The organism is Pyramidobacter porci (assembly GCF_009695745.1).
Taxonomy (GTDB): Bacteria; Synergistota; Synergistia; order Synergistales; family Dethiosulfovibrionaceae; genus Pyramidobacter; species Pyramidobacter porci.
Window position 1 is genome coordinate 14,084 of sequence record NZ_VUNH01000013.1, and the last position, 16,418, is coordinate 30,501.

The 16,418-nt window shown below is 61.1% G+C and carries 17 protein-coding genes and 1 pseudogene; 7 read left to right on the forward strand and 11 right to left on the reverse strand.

Translation table 11 applies throughout. The annotated features are described in order from the left end of the window. Positions 1 to 4: 4 nt before the first annotated feature. From FYJ74_RS10790 to FYJ74_RS10825, 7 genes and pseudogenes are all read left to right on the forward strand, one after another. Positions 5 to 196, forward strand: coding sequence for a hypothetical protein (locus FYJ74_RS10790; RefSeq protein WP_154529585.1), 192 nt, complete (start codon positions 5 to 7; stop codon positions 194 to 196). Positions 197 to 202: 6 nt separating this feature from the next. Continuing rightward, positions 203 to 418, forward strand: coding sequence for a hypothetical protein (locus FYJ74_RS10795; protein WP_154529586.1), 216 nt, complete (start codon positions 203 to 205; stop codon positions 416 to 418). 146 nt (positions 419 to 564) lie between these two features. Beyond that, entirely contained in the window at positions 565 to 1,770 is a 1,206-nt protein-coding gene (locus FYJ74_RS10800) for a DUF3798 domain-containing protein (RefSeq protein WP_154529587.1), read from the forward strand. A 145-nt stretch (positions 1,771 to 1,915) separates the two neighbouring features. Beyond that, positions 1,916 to 3,247 (forward strand): annotated as a pseudogene (brnQ, locus tag FYJ74_RS10805) (branched-chain amino acid transport system II carrier protein). A 548-nt stretch (positions 3,248 to 3,795) separates the two neighbouring features. Beyond that, entirely contained in the window at positions 3,796 to 4,077 is a 282-nt protein-coding gene (locus FYJ74_RS10815) for a YhdT family protein (RefSeq protein WP_154529590.1), read from the forward strand. After that, positions 4,070 to 5,533, forward strand: a complete 1,464-nt coding sequence (gene panF, locus FYJ74_RS10820; protein WP_154529591.1) for a sodium/pantothenate symporter — start codon at positions 4,070 to 4,072, stop codon at positions 5,531 to 5,533. Before FYJ74_RS10815 ends, panF begins: the two co-directional genes overlap by 8 nt. A 192-nt stretch (positions 5,534 to 5,725) precedes the next feature. Beyond that, on the forward strand, positions 5,726 to 6,946 hold the full coding sequence (locus FYJ74_RS10825) for an aminotransferase-like domain-containing protein (protein ID WP_326830936.1): 1,221 nt from the start codon (positions 5,726 to 5,728) through the stop codon (positions 6,944 to 6,946). Positions 6,947 to 7,015: 69 nt separating this feature from the next. On the opposite strand, the gene dnaB is transcribed toward FYJ74_RS10825, so the two are convergent. The 11 genes from dnaB to argS form a co-directional block, all read right to left on the reverse strand. Then, positions 7,016 to 8,362 carry a replicative DNA helicase gene (gene dnaB / locus FYJ74_RS10830; RefSeq protein WP_320633483.1) on the reverse strand — a complete coding sequence of 449 codons (1,347 nt, stop codon included), beginning with the start codon at positions 8,360 to 8,362 and terminating at the stop codon, positions 7,016 to 7,018. Between the two features lie 4 nt (positions 8,363 to 8,366). Continuing rightward, the gene (gene rplI / locus FYJ74_RS10835) at positions 8,367 to 8,816 is read right to left on the reverse strand and encodes a 50S ribosomal protein L9 (protein WP_154529593.1); all 450 of its coding nucleotides are present in this window, start codon (positions 8,814 to 8,816) and stop codon (positions 8,367 to 8,369) included. Beyond that, entirely contained in the window at positions 8,813 to 9,760 is a 948-nt protein-coding gene (locus tag FYJ74_RS10840; RefSeq protein WP_154529594.1) for a YybS family protein, read from the reverse strand. Before FYJ74_RS10840 ends, rplI begins: the two co-directional genes overlap by 4 nt. A 112-nt stretch (positions 9,761 to 9,872) precedes the next feature. Then, positions 9,873 to 10,121, reverse strand: a complete 249-nt coding sequence (rpsR, locus tag FYJ74_RS10845; protein ID WP_154529595.1) for a 30S ribosomal protein S18 — start codon at positions 10,119 to 10,121, stop codon at positions 9,873 to 9,875. Between the two features lie 90 nt (positions 10,122 to 10,211). Beyond that, positions 10,212 to 10,781 carry a single-stranded DNA-binding protein gene (locus FYJ74_RS10850; RefSeq protein ID WP_154529596.1) on the reverse strand — a complete coding sequence of 190 codons (570 nt, stop codon included), beginning with the start codon at positions 10,779 to 10,781 and terminating at the stop codon, positions 10,212 to 10,214. Positions 10,782 to 10,795: 14 nt separating this feature from the next. Further along, the gene (rpsF, locus tag FYJ74_RS10855; protein WP_320633486.1) at positions 10,796 to 11,083 is read right to left on the reverse strand and encodes a 30S ribosomal protein S6; all 288 of its coding nucleotides are present in this window, start codon (positions 11,081 to 11,083) and stop codon (positions 10,796 to 10,798) included. A gap of 197 nt (positions 11,084 to 11,280) precedes the next feature. Next, complete coding sequence (locus tag FYJ74_RS10860; protein ID WP_154529597.1) at positions 11,281 to 11,772, reverse strand: DUF340 domain-containing protein; 492 nt, start codon at positions 11,770 to 11,772, stop codon at positions 11,281 to 11,283. Between the two features lie 13 nt (positions 11,773 to 11,785). Beyond that, entirely contained in the window at positions 11,786 to 12,661 is an 876-nt protein-coding gene (locus FYJ74_RS10865; RefSeq protein ID WP_154529598.1) for a DUF3100 domain-containing protein, read from the reverse strand. Positions 12,662 to 12,703: 42 nt separating this feature from the next. Then, positions 12,704 to 14,023, reverse strand: coding sequence for an amidohydrolase (locus tag FYJ74_RS10870; RefSeq protein ID WP_229769470.1), 1,320 nt, complete (start codon positions 14,021 to 14,023; stop codon positions 12,704 to 12,706). 371 nt (positions 14,024 to 14,394) lie between these two features. Continuing rightward, positions 14,395 to 14,703: a cell division protein gene (locus FYJ74_RS10875; protein ID WP_154529600.1), complete on the reverse strand. Its 309-nt coding sequence runs from the start codon at positions 14,701 to 14,703 to the stop codon at positions 14,395 to 14,397. Between the two features lie 2 nt (positions 14,704 to 14,705). Further along, a complete protein-coding gene (gene argS / locus FYJ74_RS10880; protein WP_154529601.1) occupies positions 14,706 to 16,385 on the reverse strand; it encodes an arginine--tRNA ligase in 1,680 nt (559 codons plus the stop codon). Positions 16,386 to 16,418 lie beyond the last annotated feature (33 nt).

A 16,418-nucleotide genomic window follows, 5' to 3' on the forward strand; every position in this document is an offset into this window, starting at 1 on the left:
ATCCGTGAAAAAATCCTTTTTCTCGGCGCTTTTGGGAATCCTTATGGGCGGGCTCTTCGCGGCGTCAGCCTCCGCATCTCATTACGAAAACGACCGCTTCGGCTACGGCGTCGATGTGCCGGAGAGTTTCGCGCCGCAGCCGGAAGCGGAAAACGGCGACGGACGCGTTTTCATCAGCCGCTCCCCGCAGGGATAGATCGCCGTGGGGGGGCAGTACAACGCGCTCGAGCGGACGCTCGCCGAGGCGGCCGACTTCGCCGCCGGAGAGCGTGTCATCGCTTACCGGCGTCTGAACGAGAAGCAGAACTGGTTCGTGCTGTCATGGCTCGACGACGAGGGAAAGATCGTCTATCTGCGGCAGCAGCTCAGCGGCGACACGATCTGCGCGCTCCAGTTTACATATCCCCCAAGCGAATAAAAAGCGTTTGATATCATCATCAAGAATATGGTCGCATCGTTCAGGATCCCGCCGGCGAACCAGTAGTTCCCATCAGAGCGTCATCCCCTCGCCGCGCGGCGGAGGAAACCTCGAATAGAATATTTCAACTCCAGGAGGGATATATCATGCGCAAATTTCTGACGGCAGTTTGGGCGACGGCGTTTCTGTGCGCTGCCGGTACGGCTTTCGCGGCGGCGCCGTTCCACATCGGCGTCTGTACCGAGACCGTCTCGCAGGCGGAAGACAACCTGCGCGGCGCCGAGGAACTGATCCGCCGCTACGGCGAAGTGGCCGACGGCGGCTACATCAAGCACGTGACGATGCCGGACAACTTCATGGCCGAGATGGAGACGACCATCAGTCAGATCGCGGCTTTCGCCGACGATCCGCTGATGAAGGTGGTCGTGGTCATGACGGCCGTGCCCGGCACGACCGAAGCGTTCCGCCGTATCCGCGAAAAGCGTCCCGACATTCTGCTCTTCGCCGGCCAGCCGCAGGAGGATCCCGGCGTCATCGAGAGTATCGCCGATCTCGCCACCAACGTCGATTCGATCACCCGCGGCTATCTGATTATCTACGGAGCCAAGAAGCTGGGCGCCACGGACTTCGTGCACATATCCTTCCCGCGCCACCTCAGCTCGGAGCTTAAACTGCGCCGCTTCAACATCATGAAGGCGGCCTGCGAGGACATGGGCATCAACTTCCATGCCGAGACGGCGCCCGACCCGATGAGCGACGTCGGCGTGGCCGGCGCGCAGCAGTTCATCCTCGAACACGTGCCCGCATGGCTTGACCGCTACGGCAAGCAGACGGCGTTTTTCTGCACCAATGACGCTCATACCGAGCCGCTGCTCAAGCAGATCGCCGCGCTCGGCGGCATTTTCGTCGAAGCCGACGTGCCTTCGCCGTTGATGGGTTATCCCGGCGCGCTCGGCCTGGATCTTTCCAACGTGGCCGGCAACTTCCCCGCCATTCTCAAGCGTATCGAAGAAGAAGTCGTCAGACGCGGCGGCGCGAAGCGCATGGGCACCTGGGCGTACTCCTCCGGCTTCACGACCGTGGTCGGCCTCGCCGAGTACGGCAAGAAGTGCGCGGAAGCCGGCGTCAGCGCCCAGAATTTCCGCCGCCAGTTCAAGGCCGAAGATCTGTTCGCCGTTTATGCGGCCAACACCCCCGGCGCCAAGTGGAACGGGTCTTATTACCGCGACGCGCAGACGGGGCTGGAGAAGAAGAATCACCTGCTGGTCTATCAGGACACGTACGTGTTCGGCCAGGGCTACCTGGGCAACACCGAGCTGCCGATTCCCGAGAAATATCTGCAGATCAAATGATCTCTCAAGAGATCACGCAGTAACCCTCTTTTTTAAAACGACAAACGTCACGACGAATGTGTTCACCGCCCTCCGAGGGGAATCTACAAAGCGAGCTGCGCAGGCCGCACATCGGAAACTGAAAGCCTCTAGGATGTGAGATCATATGAACTCGAAGAACAAGGAAATTATCGTGATGGGTTTCGGTTTGTTTGCCATGTTTCTCGGCGCGGGCAACATTATTTTTCCTCCCTATATCGGGATTGTTTCCGGCGAAAAGTGGCCCGCAGGGCTCTTGGGCTTCGCAGTCACGGGAATCGGGATGCCTTTGCTCGGGCTGCTTGCCACATTCAGAGCCGGAGGCAATATCGACAAATTCGCAGGGAAGGTCAGTCTGCCTTTTGCAAAGGCTTTCAACTTTGTCATCCTTCTGTGTATTGGCCCGTTGTTTGCTATCCCCCGGACGGCAGCGACGACCTTCGAGGTGGGGATCCTGCCCCTTTTGGGATCCTTTGACCCGGGAAGTATTTGGGGCATTTCCTGGAGGGCGATCCTGGTCTCCCTCGTCTTTTTCGTCATCACGCTCTATTTCTCTCTCAATCCTTCCCGGGTACTTGACCAGATTGGAAAATACTTTACCCCTGTTTTAATTCTGATGCTGGGCTTCATTATCGCCAAGGGAATCCTCATGCCTATCGGCAAGCCGGTCGCTTCTGTTGTCGACAATGCCTTTGCTCTCGGTTTCACCGAGGGCTACCAGACCATGGACGCCCTTGCCTCAATGGCTTTTGCGAGCATCATCATGGCTGATATCATGAGCCACGGTCATGGCAACACAGGGGAAGGGTTATCGATGGCCGTCAAGGTCGCTCTCGTTTCCATGCTGGGTTTCCTTTTTGTCTACGGAGGGCTCGTCTACCTGGGAGCTTCGGGGGGAGAGGTCTTCGCCAATGCGAAGGACGGGCACACCGCCGTCACGGTCAGGCTCGTGGACGCCATCGCCGGCGTCGCCGGCAGATACGCCTTGGCCGGCGCCATGACCTTCGCTTGTCTCACCACAGCAATCGGTCTCACCACGGCGGTGGCGGGATATTTCGAAAAGCTCCTGGGCAAAAGGCTCTCCTATAAGATCCTGGTCTAGATCATCGTCACCGCCAGCGCCGTCCTTTCGGTGTACGGGGTGAGGCACATCATCTCTTTGTCCGTGCCGGTCCTGTGCGCCCTTTACCCTGTGGCCATCGTCCTGATTCTTCTCAACCTGGTTGACGGCGGGATCAATTCCGGGGTCTACCGCGGAGCCGTCGTCGGAGCCTTCCTCATGGGAATCCTCTATGGCTTGCAGCATGTGAGTGCAGTTGCTGAACGAGCCCGAAACATGCTGGCCGCCATCCCGCTTGGACAGGAGGGCTTTGCCTGGATTTTTACGGGCAGCCTTGGCGGGATCATCGGGGCAGCCTGGGCAAAAACGCACCGCCCAAACGCAGCATCCGAAAAATAACTCCATTAAAGAGGCCCTGGTTGAAGTTTCCCTCAAGTTTTTGCCATTCTACTATTTCTTATAAAAAGCTTTGACATAGTTTTGCGGGGCGCCGCGAGCGGCTTGATTTTTTCGCAGCGCCCTTGTATTCGGCCTTTCAATATTAAGAGATAGTATTATACTGTTTCTTGACTGGCACTGATACTGACTTTCATTGACGCTTTTCCATTGAAAATCAGCGCCAGTCACTCAAGACGGCGGCGTCCTCAGGCAGGAACGCCGCCGTCTCCGTTCCGGCTTCGCGCATCGAACGCCGAAAGGCACAGCCCGACGGCAAGACTTCGCTTGAGCCGCCGCGAATTTGTCGTATAATGAAACCTGCCAGTTTTACAAAGGGCGTTGCCGTCGCTTGAAGGGCGGCCGGAGGTTCTCCGCGCGTTTTGCGGGCCGCGCGCGCGGGGACGGCGGCACCGGGCCTTGTGGGATCACAGCATATCGCCGGCGCGGGACCGGCGAAAGGCGCGGTGTGCTTTCAGCGCGGCCGAAAAAAACGGAGGAGGTTCTCGCCCATGAAAAACATGGACCGCCGCTTTCGCCAGGCCAACTTCGAGGCTTTGTGCTCCGTGGTTCTGGCGCTGTCGTTCTTCGTCTGGTGGTACGCTTTCGCCTACGGGCTGGGATCGGGAGATCCCGCGCGCTACCGCTTCGTTTGGGGGCTGCCGGAATGGTTCTTTTACAGTTCGGTGGCCGGCCCGGCGCTGTTCTGCTTTTTGGCGTGGCTGATGGTGAAGTTTCTGTTCAAAAACGTCTCGCTGGCCCCGCACGAAAAGGAGGAAGCTTCCCATGATTAACTGGCCGCTGCTGACTCCCGTGCTGGCCTATCTGGCCGGCGTCTATCTGCTGGCTCTGTACAGCGGCGCGCGTCTGGAGAAAAGCAAAAGTTTCCTCAGCGAATACTTCATCGGCAGCCGCAGTATGGGCGGCTTTGTGCTGGCGATGACGCTGGTCGCCACGTACACGTCGGCGTCGAGCTTCATCGGCGGCCCCGGCGTGGCCTACAAGACGGGGCTGGGCTGGGTGCTGCTGGCGGTGATTCAGGTGCCCACGGCCTGGCTGACGCTGGGCGTGCTCGGCAAAAAGTTCGCCATCGTCGCCCGCCGCATCGACGCCATCACGGTCAACGACTTTCTGCGCGAGCGCTACCGCAGCCCGCTGCTGGTCGTCGTCGCGTCCGTCAGCCTGATCCTGTTCTTCCTCTCGGCGATGACGGCGCAGTTCATCGGCGGCGCGCGGCTGTTCGAGACCATCACCGGACTGCATTATCTATGGGGACTGGCGATCTTCGCCGGCACGGTCGTCCTCTACACCACCGTCGGCGGATTCCGCGCCGTGGCGCTCACCGACGCGCTGCAGGGCGTGGTCATGATCCTCGGAACGATCGCCATGATCTGGGGCATTTCCGCCTCCGGCGGCGGCATGAAATCCGTCATGGGCAAGATCGCCGCGGCCGATCCGGCGCTGCTCACGCCGTTCGGCCCCGACAACTTCATCGCCAAGCCCTTCATCCTTTCCTTCTGGGTGCTGGTCTGCTTCGGCACGATCGGCCTGCCGCACACCGCCGTGCGCTGCATGGGCTACAAGGACTCGCGATCGATGCACGGGGCCATCGTTATCGGTACGTTCGTCGTCAGCTTCATCATGCTCGGCATGCACCTCTGCGGCGCGCTCGGCAGCGCCGTGCTGCCGGGACTGGAGGCGCCCGATTCGATTATGCCGCGGCTGGCCGTGAAGGTCCTGCCGCCGGCCGTGGCGGGCGTGTTCCTGGCGGGGCCGCTGGCGGGCGTGATGTCCACCATCGACTCGCAGCTGATCCAGATGTCCTCGACGATCGTCAAAGACCTTTACATCAACTACGTCGATCCGGCCGCCGCCGGCGACGAACGGCGCGTCAAAAAGCTGAGCGTGTTCAGCACGGCCGTCCTCGGCGCGGTCGTGTTCCTCGCCGCCGTGCGGCCGCCCAGCCTGATCGTGTGGCTGAACCTGTTCGCCTTCGGCGGCATGGAAGCGGCCTTCCTCTGGCCGCTCGTACTCGGCCTCTACTGGCGCCGCGCCAATGCCGCCGGAGCGCTGGCTTCCGCCGTCTGCGGCGTCGGCTCCTACTTCGTCATGGGCGCGTGGCTGAAGAACTTCTACGGCATGAACGTGATCGTTCCCAGCCTGGCGATCGGCCTTTCCGCCTTCGCCGCCGTCAGCCTGCTGACTTCCCCGCCGCCGGGCGACGTGATCGACACGTTCTGGGGAGAATAGCGCCGCGGCGGCAGGAATCGGAAATCGATGTTCCACGTGGAACATCACACGCCGATCCCCGATGGCCGCCGGTTTATCGGGGATTGCATTTTTTCGCATTCACCTTTTCCCGCGCTTTTATGGCCGCTCCGTTGAAAAGCGTTATAATCGGCATCAGTACGAAAATTCTTGCGATTCAGGGAGGTTTTTCCCGTGACGTTCGACGTCAAGAAACAGTTCAGCGCCGCTGCGCTCGGCATTCGTCCCTCGCCGATCCGCGACATGTTCCAGCTGATCCGCCGGCCCGGCATGATCAGTTTCGCCGGCGGCATGCCCGCGCCGGAAGTGTTCCCCGTGGAGGAGTTCTACGCTGGCGCGTCGATCCTGCGCGACGAAGGGCGCGACATCCTCCAGTACGGCGCCACCGAAGGCTATCCGCCGCTGCTGGACTTTCTCCGCGCCTGGATGGCGCCCCGCCTCGGGCGCGTCGTCTCGCGCGACGAGATCCTCGTCACTTCGGGCAGCTCGCAGGCCTGCGACCTGCTGATCCGCGCCACCGTGGACCGCGGCGATTATGTCGTCACCGAAGAGCCGACGTTTCTCGGCAACTCGCTGAACATGTACAATCAGGGGGCGAAGTTCGTCACCGTGCCCTGCGACGGCGACGGCATGATGGTCGATCTGCTCCCGGAAAAGCTGGATCGGATCCTCGCCGCCGGGCACAAGGCGCGCTTCGTCTACACGATCCCCAACTTCCACAATCCCACGGGCGCGACGCTCTCGCTTGCACGCCGCCGCAAGCTCGTGGAGATCGCCCACCGCTACGGCCTGGTCGTCATGGAGGACGACCCGTACGGCAGCGTGCGCTTCGAGGGCGAGGACCTGCCGACGCTCTACTCGCTCGACGGCGAGGGCTGCGTGCTGTACGCCGGCTCGTTCTCCAAGATCCTCGCGCCGGGCACGCGCGTGGGCTGGTGCGTCGGCCCCGCCGAGCTGATCCGCACGCTGGCGGTCTTCAAGCAGGGGGCGGACACCAGCACCAGCGTCGTGTCGCAGGCACTGGTGTACCGATATTGCGCGTCGGGCGCGCTCGACGCGAATCTGCCAAAAATCGTCGACAACTACCGCCGCAAGCGCGACCTCATGGAAGCGGCGCTGCGCAAATATCTGCCCCCGGGCGAAGCGAAGTGGGTCACGCCGCACGGCGGTTTTTTCTACTGGATCACGACGCCGCGCATCGACTGCGACGAACTGTTCGAAAGGGCGATCGCGCGCAACGTGGCCTTCGTCGTCGGCGGGCCGTTCTTCCCCAACGGCGGCGGCGAGCACAGTTTCAGAATGTGCTTCACCTTCGCCACACCCGAGCAAGTGAACGCCGGCGTCGAAGCCCTCGGCGCAGCGATGCGCGAGCTGTTGCCCGCAGCGTCGCGCTGAACGAACAACAAAAAACGCCTTTTCCACATTCGGACGGTGGAAAAGGCGTTTTTCGTCATGCAAAATATTTCAGCGACCGTAGGCCATATCCTCGAAGCGCGTATACTCGCGCAGGAAAACGAGCTTCACCTTGTCGGTGGGGCCGTTGCGGTTCTTGGCGATGTCGAGCGAGGCCGAGTTGTCGTTGCGGCCTTCCGGATCTTTGGCGTAGTAGCTCTCGCGATACAGCAGCGCGACGAGATCGGCGTCCTGCTCGATGGCGCCGGAGTCGCGCAGGTCGGAGAGCTGCGGCGTCTTTTCGTTGCGGCTCTCGACGGCGCGCGACAGCTGCGACAGCGCGATCACGGGGACTTCCAGCTCGCGGGCGATCGCTTTCAGCCCGCGGGAGATCTCGGCCACTTCGTTCTGCTTGCTGTCCATGGTGCGGCTGGCATTCATGAGCTGCAGGTAATCGACGACGATCAGCCCCAGTTCGCCGTGCTTGGCCTTGAAGCGGCGCGCGCGCGCTTTCAGTTCGATCGTGGAGAGGATGGAGCTGTCGTCGATGTACAGCGGCGCTTCGATGAGGATCGCGGCGGCGTCCTGAAGAGCTTTCCAGTCGCCGCGCGCGAACGAACCGTTGACCAGTTCCTGCAGGTTCATGCGCGCTTCGGCCCCCAGCAGGCGCAGCGCCAGCTGCTCGGCCCCCATCTCCAGACTGAAGACGAGCACGGGCAGCTGCGCTTTGACGGCAACGTTGCGCGCGATGTTCATGGCCAGGGCGGTCTTTCCCATCGAAGGACGGGCGGCGATAATGTTCAGCGCGCCGCGCTGCAGGCCGCTGGTGAGCCGGTCGATGCCGATAAAGCCGCTGGTGATGCCGGTGATGCCGGTATCCTCGCGGTTGAAGGCTTCTTCGATCTTGTTGAAGGTGGCGGGCATGACATCGCGCAGGCTCTTGAAGTTGGCCTCGTTGCGCTGGCGCGAGACTTCGAAGACGAAGCGCTCGGCGTCTTCCAGCAGTTCGCTGAGGTCCTTGCTTTCGTCGTAGCCCATGCGCACGATGGCGTTGCCGGCGCTGATCAGGCGGCGGTGGACAGCCTTGTCGCGCACGATGCGGGCGTGGTAGGCGGCGTTGGCCGCCGTCGGCACGCTGTCGATGACGGCGGCGAGGAACGCCTGCCCGCCCAGCTTCTCCAGCAGGCCGCGGTTCTGCAGCTCGGCGCTGAGCGTGAGCATGTCCACAGGGCGGCCGGTCTTGACCATGCCCACAATCACGTTGAAGACGTCGCGGTAGTTCAGGTCGTAAAAGTCTTCCGGCGACAGGAACTCGGTGACGTCGACCAGCGCCTCGCGGTCGAGCAGGCAGGCGCCGAGGACCGCCCGTTCGGCGTCGAGATTGCTCGGCGGCAGGCGGTCGAAGATCTCGTCAGGCACGACGCTACTGCTGCCCTTCCACGGACAGCGTCATGGCGCACTCGACGCCCGGATAGAGTTTCAGCGTCAGCGGATAAGCTCCCAGCGCCTTGACGGCGCCGTCGATCTTGACGTTTTTCTTGTCGAGCTTTACGCCGTACTGAGCCTGCAGAGCTTCGGCGATCTGCGCGGCGGTGACGCTGCCGAACAGGCGTCCGCCCTCGCCGGCGCCGACGCCCATCCTGACGACCTTGCCGCCGATCTTCGCCTTCACGGCTTCGGCTTCGGCGGTGAGTCTCGAGTCGCGGCGCTCGGCCGCGGCGGTCTTGTCCTTGAGGATGTTGACGTTCTGCGCGGTGCCTTCCACGGCGAGGCCGCGCGGGAACAGGAAATTGCGGGCGTAGCCGTCGGCAACTTCGACGACGGCGTTTTTTTTGCCGAGCTTGCGCACATCTTCCTTGAGAATGACTTTCATAAACGATCGCCTCCAAAACGATATCTTATATTCCAGCACATGTCGATGATTCCCGCGAAGGCCGCAAGCTGCGACAGGAACGGGATGATCGTAAGCGTCACGAGTATGACGTTGCGGACAATGCGGGGCAGGCCGCGGCCGTCCATGTACCACGCCGCCAGGGACATGCCCTGGATCAGAAACAGCGTGCGCACGAGCAGATCGAGATTGAGCCCGATGCGGATGAGAAAGCCGGCCTGCGCCGGATAGTTCGCTCCCGCCCACGTGCACAGCAGCCCGACGAGGAAAGCCCACATCAGGCTGGAGGGGAAACGCCAGCGGTCAAAAGGCGGCAGCTTGGGCAGTTCGACGCGGTCGAGATGCCCGAGCACGCGCCCGGTGATCCAATAGCAGGTGGCGCTGTCGATCACGGCTACCATGATAAAAATAGCGGGGACGATCAGCGGCATGATCTTCATGGTCGCTTCGAGCTGCGCTTTGACGGCGGCCGACAGTTCGGCGCCGACGGGCAGCTTCAGCATCATGTCCATTATCTTCTGGGCGCCGCTCATATCGAGGTTCATCGGGTTGAGCCCGGTGACGTAAAAGAGGAGGACGGCCATGATCAGCTTACAGCCCAGCGAGACGAGCGAGCTCCAGCCCAGGATCTCGACGGCGGAACTTTTCAGCTCGATGATGCGCCCCATGCTCAGCCCCATCAGGGCGAAGCCGAGAGCGTAGGACAGCGCGGCGATCGGGCCGCCCCAAAGCAGCACGAGAACGGAGCCGACGATCAGCGACGCAAAGCCGAGCCGCAGGTCGTGGCGCATTTCCAGGATCACCAGGGGAACCGGGCTGAGCAAGATCAGGAGCAGCCCCAACACGGGAATGTTCGCTCCAACGTACAGAATGACCGACAGCCCCGTGAGGAGCGCCGATTCCACCAGGCTGCGCGCCTGTGTCATGTCCTTTTCCCCCTTCTATGATGGCAGGCTGAACGGAGCAGCCGCGTTTTTCACAGATTGTGTAAAAAAAGAGAGAGGAAGACAAGCATCCTCTCTCCGTGCGTGCGTATGATTACTCGGCGGTATAGGGCAGAAGAGCCATGAAACGAGCGCGCTTCACGGCGACCGTCAGCTGACGCTGATGCTTGGCGCAGTTGCCCGTGACGCGGCGGGGAATGATCTTGCCGCGCTCGCTGACATACTTCTTCAGGCGCTCCACATCCTTGTAATCTACCTCGTCAAGCTTGTCAACGCAGAAAAAGCAAACCTTCGGACGGCGCTTGCCGCCGCCTCTCTTTCTCATCGGACCGGAAAAGGGCATCGGGAAAAACCTCCTTCGCAAAAAACACCACCAGGGGTGCGCCCCTGTTCAATGCTCCGCGGCGCTTAAGGCGCGCGAAGCGAGACTTTTTTAAAAGGGAATGTCGGCCTCGTCCTCGGGCGGCGCAACGCTGGCCGCGCCCGAGTCGAGCTCGGAGATATCCATGGGGAAACTGTCGTTGGGGCCGAAGCCGTCGTTTTGCGGCGGCTGAGAGTCGCGGTAGCTTTTCGGCGCGCTGCCGCGCCCCGACTGGTAGGAACCGCCGCCTTGGCTCTGAAAAGAACCGCCGCCGTCCTGGGCCCCGTAAGGCGCAGCTCCGCCGTCGTCGCGGCGTCCGCCCACAAACTGGAAGTTGTCGGCTACGATCTCGGTAACGTAACGTTTCTCGCCGGTCTTCGCCTCGTAGGAACGCACGTTGATGCGTCCCTCCACCAGCACGCCGCCGCCTTTTTTCAGGTAGCGTTCGCAGACTTCGGCGCCTTTGCCCCAGACGACGACGGGGATAAAGCAGACTTCCTCGCGCATTTCGCCGTTCTGGTCTTTCCAGCTGCGGTTGACGGCCACGGAAAACGACGCTACGGCGCGCTGCGTGGCGGTGTAGCGGATCTCCGGATCGCGGGCCACGTTGCCCATGATGATGGCTCTGTTATACCCTCGCATCGGACGACACCCGTTTACTTTCCGTCCGCCGCCACGTTGAGATGGCGAACGATCAGCGGACGCAGGCTGAGAACGCGGCCAAGCTCCTTGAGCTGATCGGGGTCGATCTTGAACTCGACGACGACGTAAATGCCCTCGGTCAGCTTCTTGATCTCGTAAGCAAGACGCCGCTTCCCCCAAACATCGGTCTTCGCGACCTCGCCGCCGAGTTTGACGACGAGCTCCTCGATAGCCTTGACTTCCACGCTGTGGTCCTCGACGGTGGGATCGATGATCGCCATCATTTCGTATGAACGTACCACGCGCAACACCTCCTCCCTCTGGACTGTCGGCCCCTCATGGGGCAGGGAACTACAGTTAGCGATTATACATTACTTGCGCATGCCGCGCAAGCGGATTTTTTTCGTTTCGCGGAGGGACGGGCGCTGTCGTCCGCTCCGTCGCAAAAGTCCGCCGCCTGAAATTTTCTCAGACGGCGGACTTTTTCAGAATGTCTCTTTTAGAACACGCCGGTCCATTTCATGACCAGCTGAGCGATGACCGCGGAACCGACAAACGTGCCCACCAGAGCGATGAGCGTAGTCAGGACGATGGCGACGCCCTGCTCTCTGAAAGTCTTCAGATCCTTGCCGGCGGCGACGCCGGAATAGGCCAAAATCGGCGTGCACAGCGGCAGCAGATAGATTTTGCCGACCGTTTTGTTGACGAAATCGGCGCAGGGAAGCAGCCCCGGCCACGTCACCAGGATCCCGATGAACGTGATATACAGAACCGCGGGGAACCTCACGCGCGGGGCGGCCTTCTTCATGGCCTGATAAATCAGCTGGGCCAGCACGATGATACCCAGAAAGATCAGCAGTCCGGGAGCGGCTTCGTGCGGCCTGACCACTCTGGCGGGATCGTTCAGCCTCAGCGTGTAGACATAGTTGCAGAACGCCGCCACGACGCCGGATACGATCCAGCCCTTCGTAAGCATCCACATTCTGGTCATGACGATCGCCTCCTCAGCTTTCCTCGATGTCTTCCGCTTCGATCTTTGCTTCCGCTTCGACAAGATCGGGCAGAGGCTGCGCTTTGATCCCCATGCCGCGGATCCCGGCGCACTTTTCGTACAGCCAATTCGTCATGGGCAGCGTCAGAAGCAGATTCATCAGCATGCCGTCGGCGTTCGTCAGTGCCTGGGAAGTGTAAGCGTAAGTCTGGATGTCCTTTGCCATCTCGGGAAACTCGACTTGCAGCGCGCCAAGCGAGGCGGACATCATCGAAGCGGAACCGACGCCGCATGCAGCCCCCAGCGCGTACGGATGGAACAGACCGGAACGGGCGCAGAGAGAGGCCATCAGCCCGAAGAAAATCGTGCCCAGCACGGTGCCGGTCACATAACCGCCCATGACGCCGATCCCCTCGTCGCTGTCCAGGCCGTACAGCTCGCCGATAATAGCGATGGTTCCTTCGCGCGACGTGGAGACGGTGCAGCCGATGGCGGCGCGGCTCATCTTGAACAGAAAGACGGCGACCGGCACGCCGAAAATCGCCGTGCCCATGTTGCCAAACTCCTGCAGGATCAAGGCCAGCGCCGTGCCGCCGAGTTTGCCTTCCGTATAAATTTTATAAAGCCCGGGAGCGATGCCGGAAGCGACCTTCGCCGTCAGGAACATGACTGAAATCGTGGTATAGGCCGAGGCCTGCTTCATCGTCTCCATCGAAAAAAGCTTTCGCGCTCCCATGACGATGCCGATGGCCATGGCGTACAGCATCGGGAACAGACTGAAACCGATCGCCGGCGTGATCTGGAACTTCCTTACGCCGAGAGCCTCGGCGACCAGCGCAATGACGACGCACAGCGCATGCACTTTCCAATCCTTGAAAAAATCCTGCATTCTTCTCACTCCATCACGTAAAATTTTGCCGCCCTCTCACGCTCATTTCATGTTTACCCACGTGTCGATGTATTCCTGCTTGGTCATTTGAGGCCTGAAGTCCGCTTTGATCTTCAGGCCGATTTTGGCGCCGTCGGCCAGCAGGTCGATCACCGTCATCGTCAGCGCCTTGGCGGCGACGATGTACGCCAGTTCCTTGTCCACGATGTGGTAGTCCTTGCTGTGCGCCACGCCGGCCGCGCCGCCGATATAGGTGTGGACCACGGGCATCAGCGCCGCCACGTCGGCCGCGTCCGTGCTGCCGCCGCTGTGAGGCGTGGAGCGCCCGACGGCGTCTTCTCCCAACAGTTGAACAAGGTTGGCGTACATCAGATCCTGCAGATCGCCGCACGGCTTCATCGGCAGGTAGCCCGGCACTTCGTCGATGATCGTTTCCGCGCCTACGGCGTAGCCGCCGGCTTTCAGCGCGCGGTCGACCTTCTGCGAGGCGTCCAGGATCGCCTCGACGGAGGCGCCGCGCACGTAGGTTTCGATGCGCACGTCCGCCGGCACGACGTTGACGGTGTCGCCGCCCTTGGTGACAATAGGATGGACACGGATGTGGTCCTCGTCGCGGAACGTCTCGCGCTGCGCGTCGATGGCGACCAGGCCGATCTTGGCCGCGTTGAGCGCGTTGACGCCGTTGTGAGGCGAGCCCCCGGCATGAGCCGCCTTGCCGACGTAAAAGACTTCCTTGCTGACGAAGCCGTTCGACGTGCCGCCGACGTTGGCCTTGATCGGCGTCTCCTGCTCGCCCTCGGTCGGCGTGGTGTGCTGCATGACCATCATGTCGACGTCGTCCATCAGGCCGCGGCAAATGAACTCCTGCTTGCCGCCGAACATTTTGATCTTTCCCTCGCGGCGCAGCCGGCCGCGGTAGCTCATCTCGATGAATTCCTCGGCGGGCACGGCCATCAGCGCCACGTCGCCGCTCAGCTCGTCCATGATGCGGCGGTCGTGCAGCGCGTAAGCCACGCCGGACAGCGCGGCAATCATGCAGTGGTGCCCGCACATGTGCGCGGCGCCCGTTTCCGGATCGGCGAAGGGGCTGTCGGGCACGCCGAGCGCGTCCAGCTCGCCCATCACGGAAAGCTTCAGCTTCTTCTCCTTGCCGCGGACCTGCGCGATCACGCCCGTGATGCATTGTTTGTCGGCCGTCGGGTACCCCAGAGATTCGAAAACTTTTTTGATCTTCTCCGCCGTCTTGAATTCCTTCCAGCCCGTCTCCGGCTCGGCGAAAACGCTGTCGCCCAGCGCCGTGATCCTCTCGCGATGTTCGTCGATAATCCCGCACGCCAGGTCTTTCAGTTCCTGTTTTGTCATGAAATTCATTCCCCTTTCCTCACGAGTTCCGTCAACGCGATTTTCTGCTGTGTGCCGCTCCAACCGGAGCGATTTTCGATTCATCCCCTCTTGAACCATATCTCATGGTGATCCCGCCGCCATTTGCAATAAATAAATCGCGTTGGGATATATTATATTCATGAAAGTGTTTTTGTAAAGAGCTAATATTTTTTGATCGTCGATTTTTATATAATACCAATTTTCGACGCGTCTTCAGCGCTGCGGAGAGGCCGAAAAACCATAGGACTCTTAACGAAAACCGCATATGATGAAGGCATAAAAAAATCCTGAACGTGTGAGAGACGTTCAGGATTTTTTGTGCTCCTTTGTCCAATCGGGGAAGGGGAACCCTATTTTGACTCCGTCGCCGGCTTTCGATCGTCCGGGATTTCTCCTTCGATCCTATAGATTTCTTCGCCGCCGAAGGCCATGTTCAGCTTGTCCCGCGCGATCCAGGCCTGGCCTTCTTCGGTCTTGAAAAACTCGACGCGGTCGCGCATGCGGCTCAGCTTGTCCTGCGCCTGGTGCAGCGCTTCAACCTTTTCTTGCATCAGTTCGGCCATGCGCCGCTGCCGGCGGAATTCGTTCAGCACCGACGTGACGAGCATGGCCGCCGACATGACGACCACCGCCCAAAAGGCCACCCAGCGCAGTTTCATGGCTACATTTTCTCGGGGGCGCTGATGCCCAGCAGATGCAGAGCGTTGGCGATCACCGTACGGATGGCTGCGACCATCAGCAAGTGACTGTCCCGAAACGCGCCGGACTCCTCGAGGATGCGGCTGCCGTTGTTGTAATACGAATGAAAATCGCCCGCCAGCTCGTGAACGTAGTTGACGATGCGATGAGGTTCGAGGTCGGCCGCGGCGCGCCCCACTTCGTCGGGGAACTGGGCCAGTTTGGTGAATAAACGTTTTTCCTCGGGCGTGGCGATGGCGTCGGGGTCGAAGGCCGAAACGCCGGGCACGGCGATCCCCTTCTCGGCCGCCTTCTGCAGGATGCTGCACAGGCGGGCGTGGGCGTACTGCACATAATAGACAGGATTGTCCGCCGACTGGCTTTTGGCCAGCTCGAGATCGAAGTCGAGATGGCTGTCGCTGCGGCGCATCAGGAAATAATAGCGCGCGGCGTCGACGCCGACCTCTCTGACCACTTCCTGCAGCTCCACGAACTGTCCGCTGCGCGTGGACATCTTCACCTGCTCGCCGTCGCGCAGCAGATTGACGAACTGGATCAGCAGGATCGTGAACTTTTTCGGATCGTAGCCCAGCGCTTCGATGGCGGCTTTCATGCGCGGCACGTAACCGTGATGGTCGGCGCCCCATACGTCGATGACGCGCTCGAAGCCGCGGTCGAACTTTTCCTTGTGATAGGCGATGTCCGACGTGAAGTAGGTGGGCACGCCGTTGGAGCGCATCAGCACGCGGTCCTTGTCGTCGCCGTATTCGGTGCTGCGGAACCAGAGCGCCTCGTCCTGTTCGTAGAGATGGCCGCGCTCCTTCAGCGTCTGCACGGCGGCCGGCACTAGATTGCGGTCGTACAGCGACTTCTCGGAGAAAAAGCTGTCGAACGTGACGCCGAATTCGCCCAGCTCGTCCTTGATCTGCTCGAGGATGCGCCCGGCCGCGTAAGTCCTGAAGAACGGCAGCGACTCTTCGAGCGGCTGGTCGAGGAACTCTTCGCCGCGGGCGTCGACCACTTCCTGAGCGATGTCGTAGATGTAGTGCCCTTTGTAGGACTCTTCGGGAAAAGGGAACTTCTCGGGATGGCCGAGCAGTTCGAAATAGCGCGACTGCGCGGAACGGCCGAGGATGTTCATCTGCAGGCCGGCGTCGTTGACATAATACTCCTTCTCCACGTTCCAGCCCGCGAAGGCGAGGATGTTGCCCGTCACGTCGCCGACGGCGGCGCCGCGGCCGTGACCGACGTGCAGCGGCCCGGTGGGATTGGCGCTGACGAACTCGACCTGCGCTTTCCGCCCTTTGCCGAGATCGACGCGCCCGTAATCGCCGCCGGCCGCCAGCACGTCGCGGACGATGTCGCCCATCCACAGATTCGACAGATAGAAATTGATGAAGCCGGGACCGGCCACTTCGACGCGGCGAATGTGCTTGTCCGAACCGATACGGCGCACGATGTCCTCGGCCAGGTCGCGCGGTTTGCAGCCCAGCAGTTTGCAGTTCTGCATGGCGGCGTTCGTCGCCCAGTCGCCGTGGTTCTCCTGTTTGGGACGCTCGAAATGGAGCTCGCCCAGCGAAGCGGGATCCTGCCCCTTTTCCTTTGCGATCTCCTCAAGAGCCCCCCGAACAAGAGCCTTCAGCGCACTCGTGTTGTCTGACATATAATTTATACTCCCATCATTTTCATGCATTTT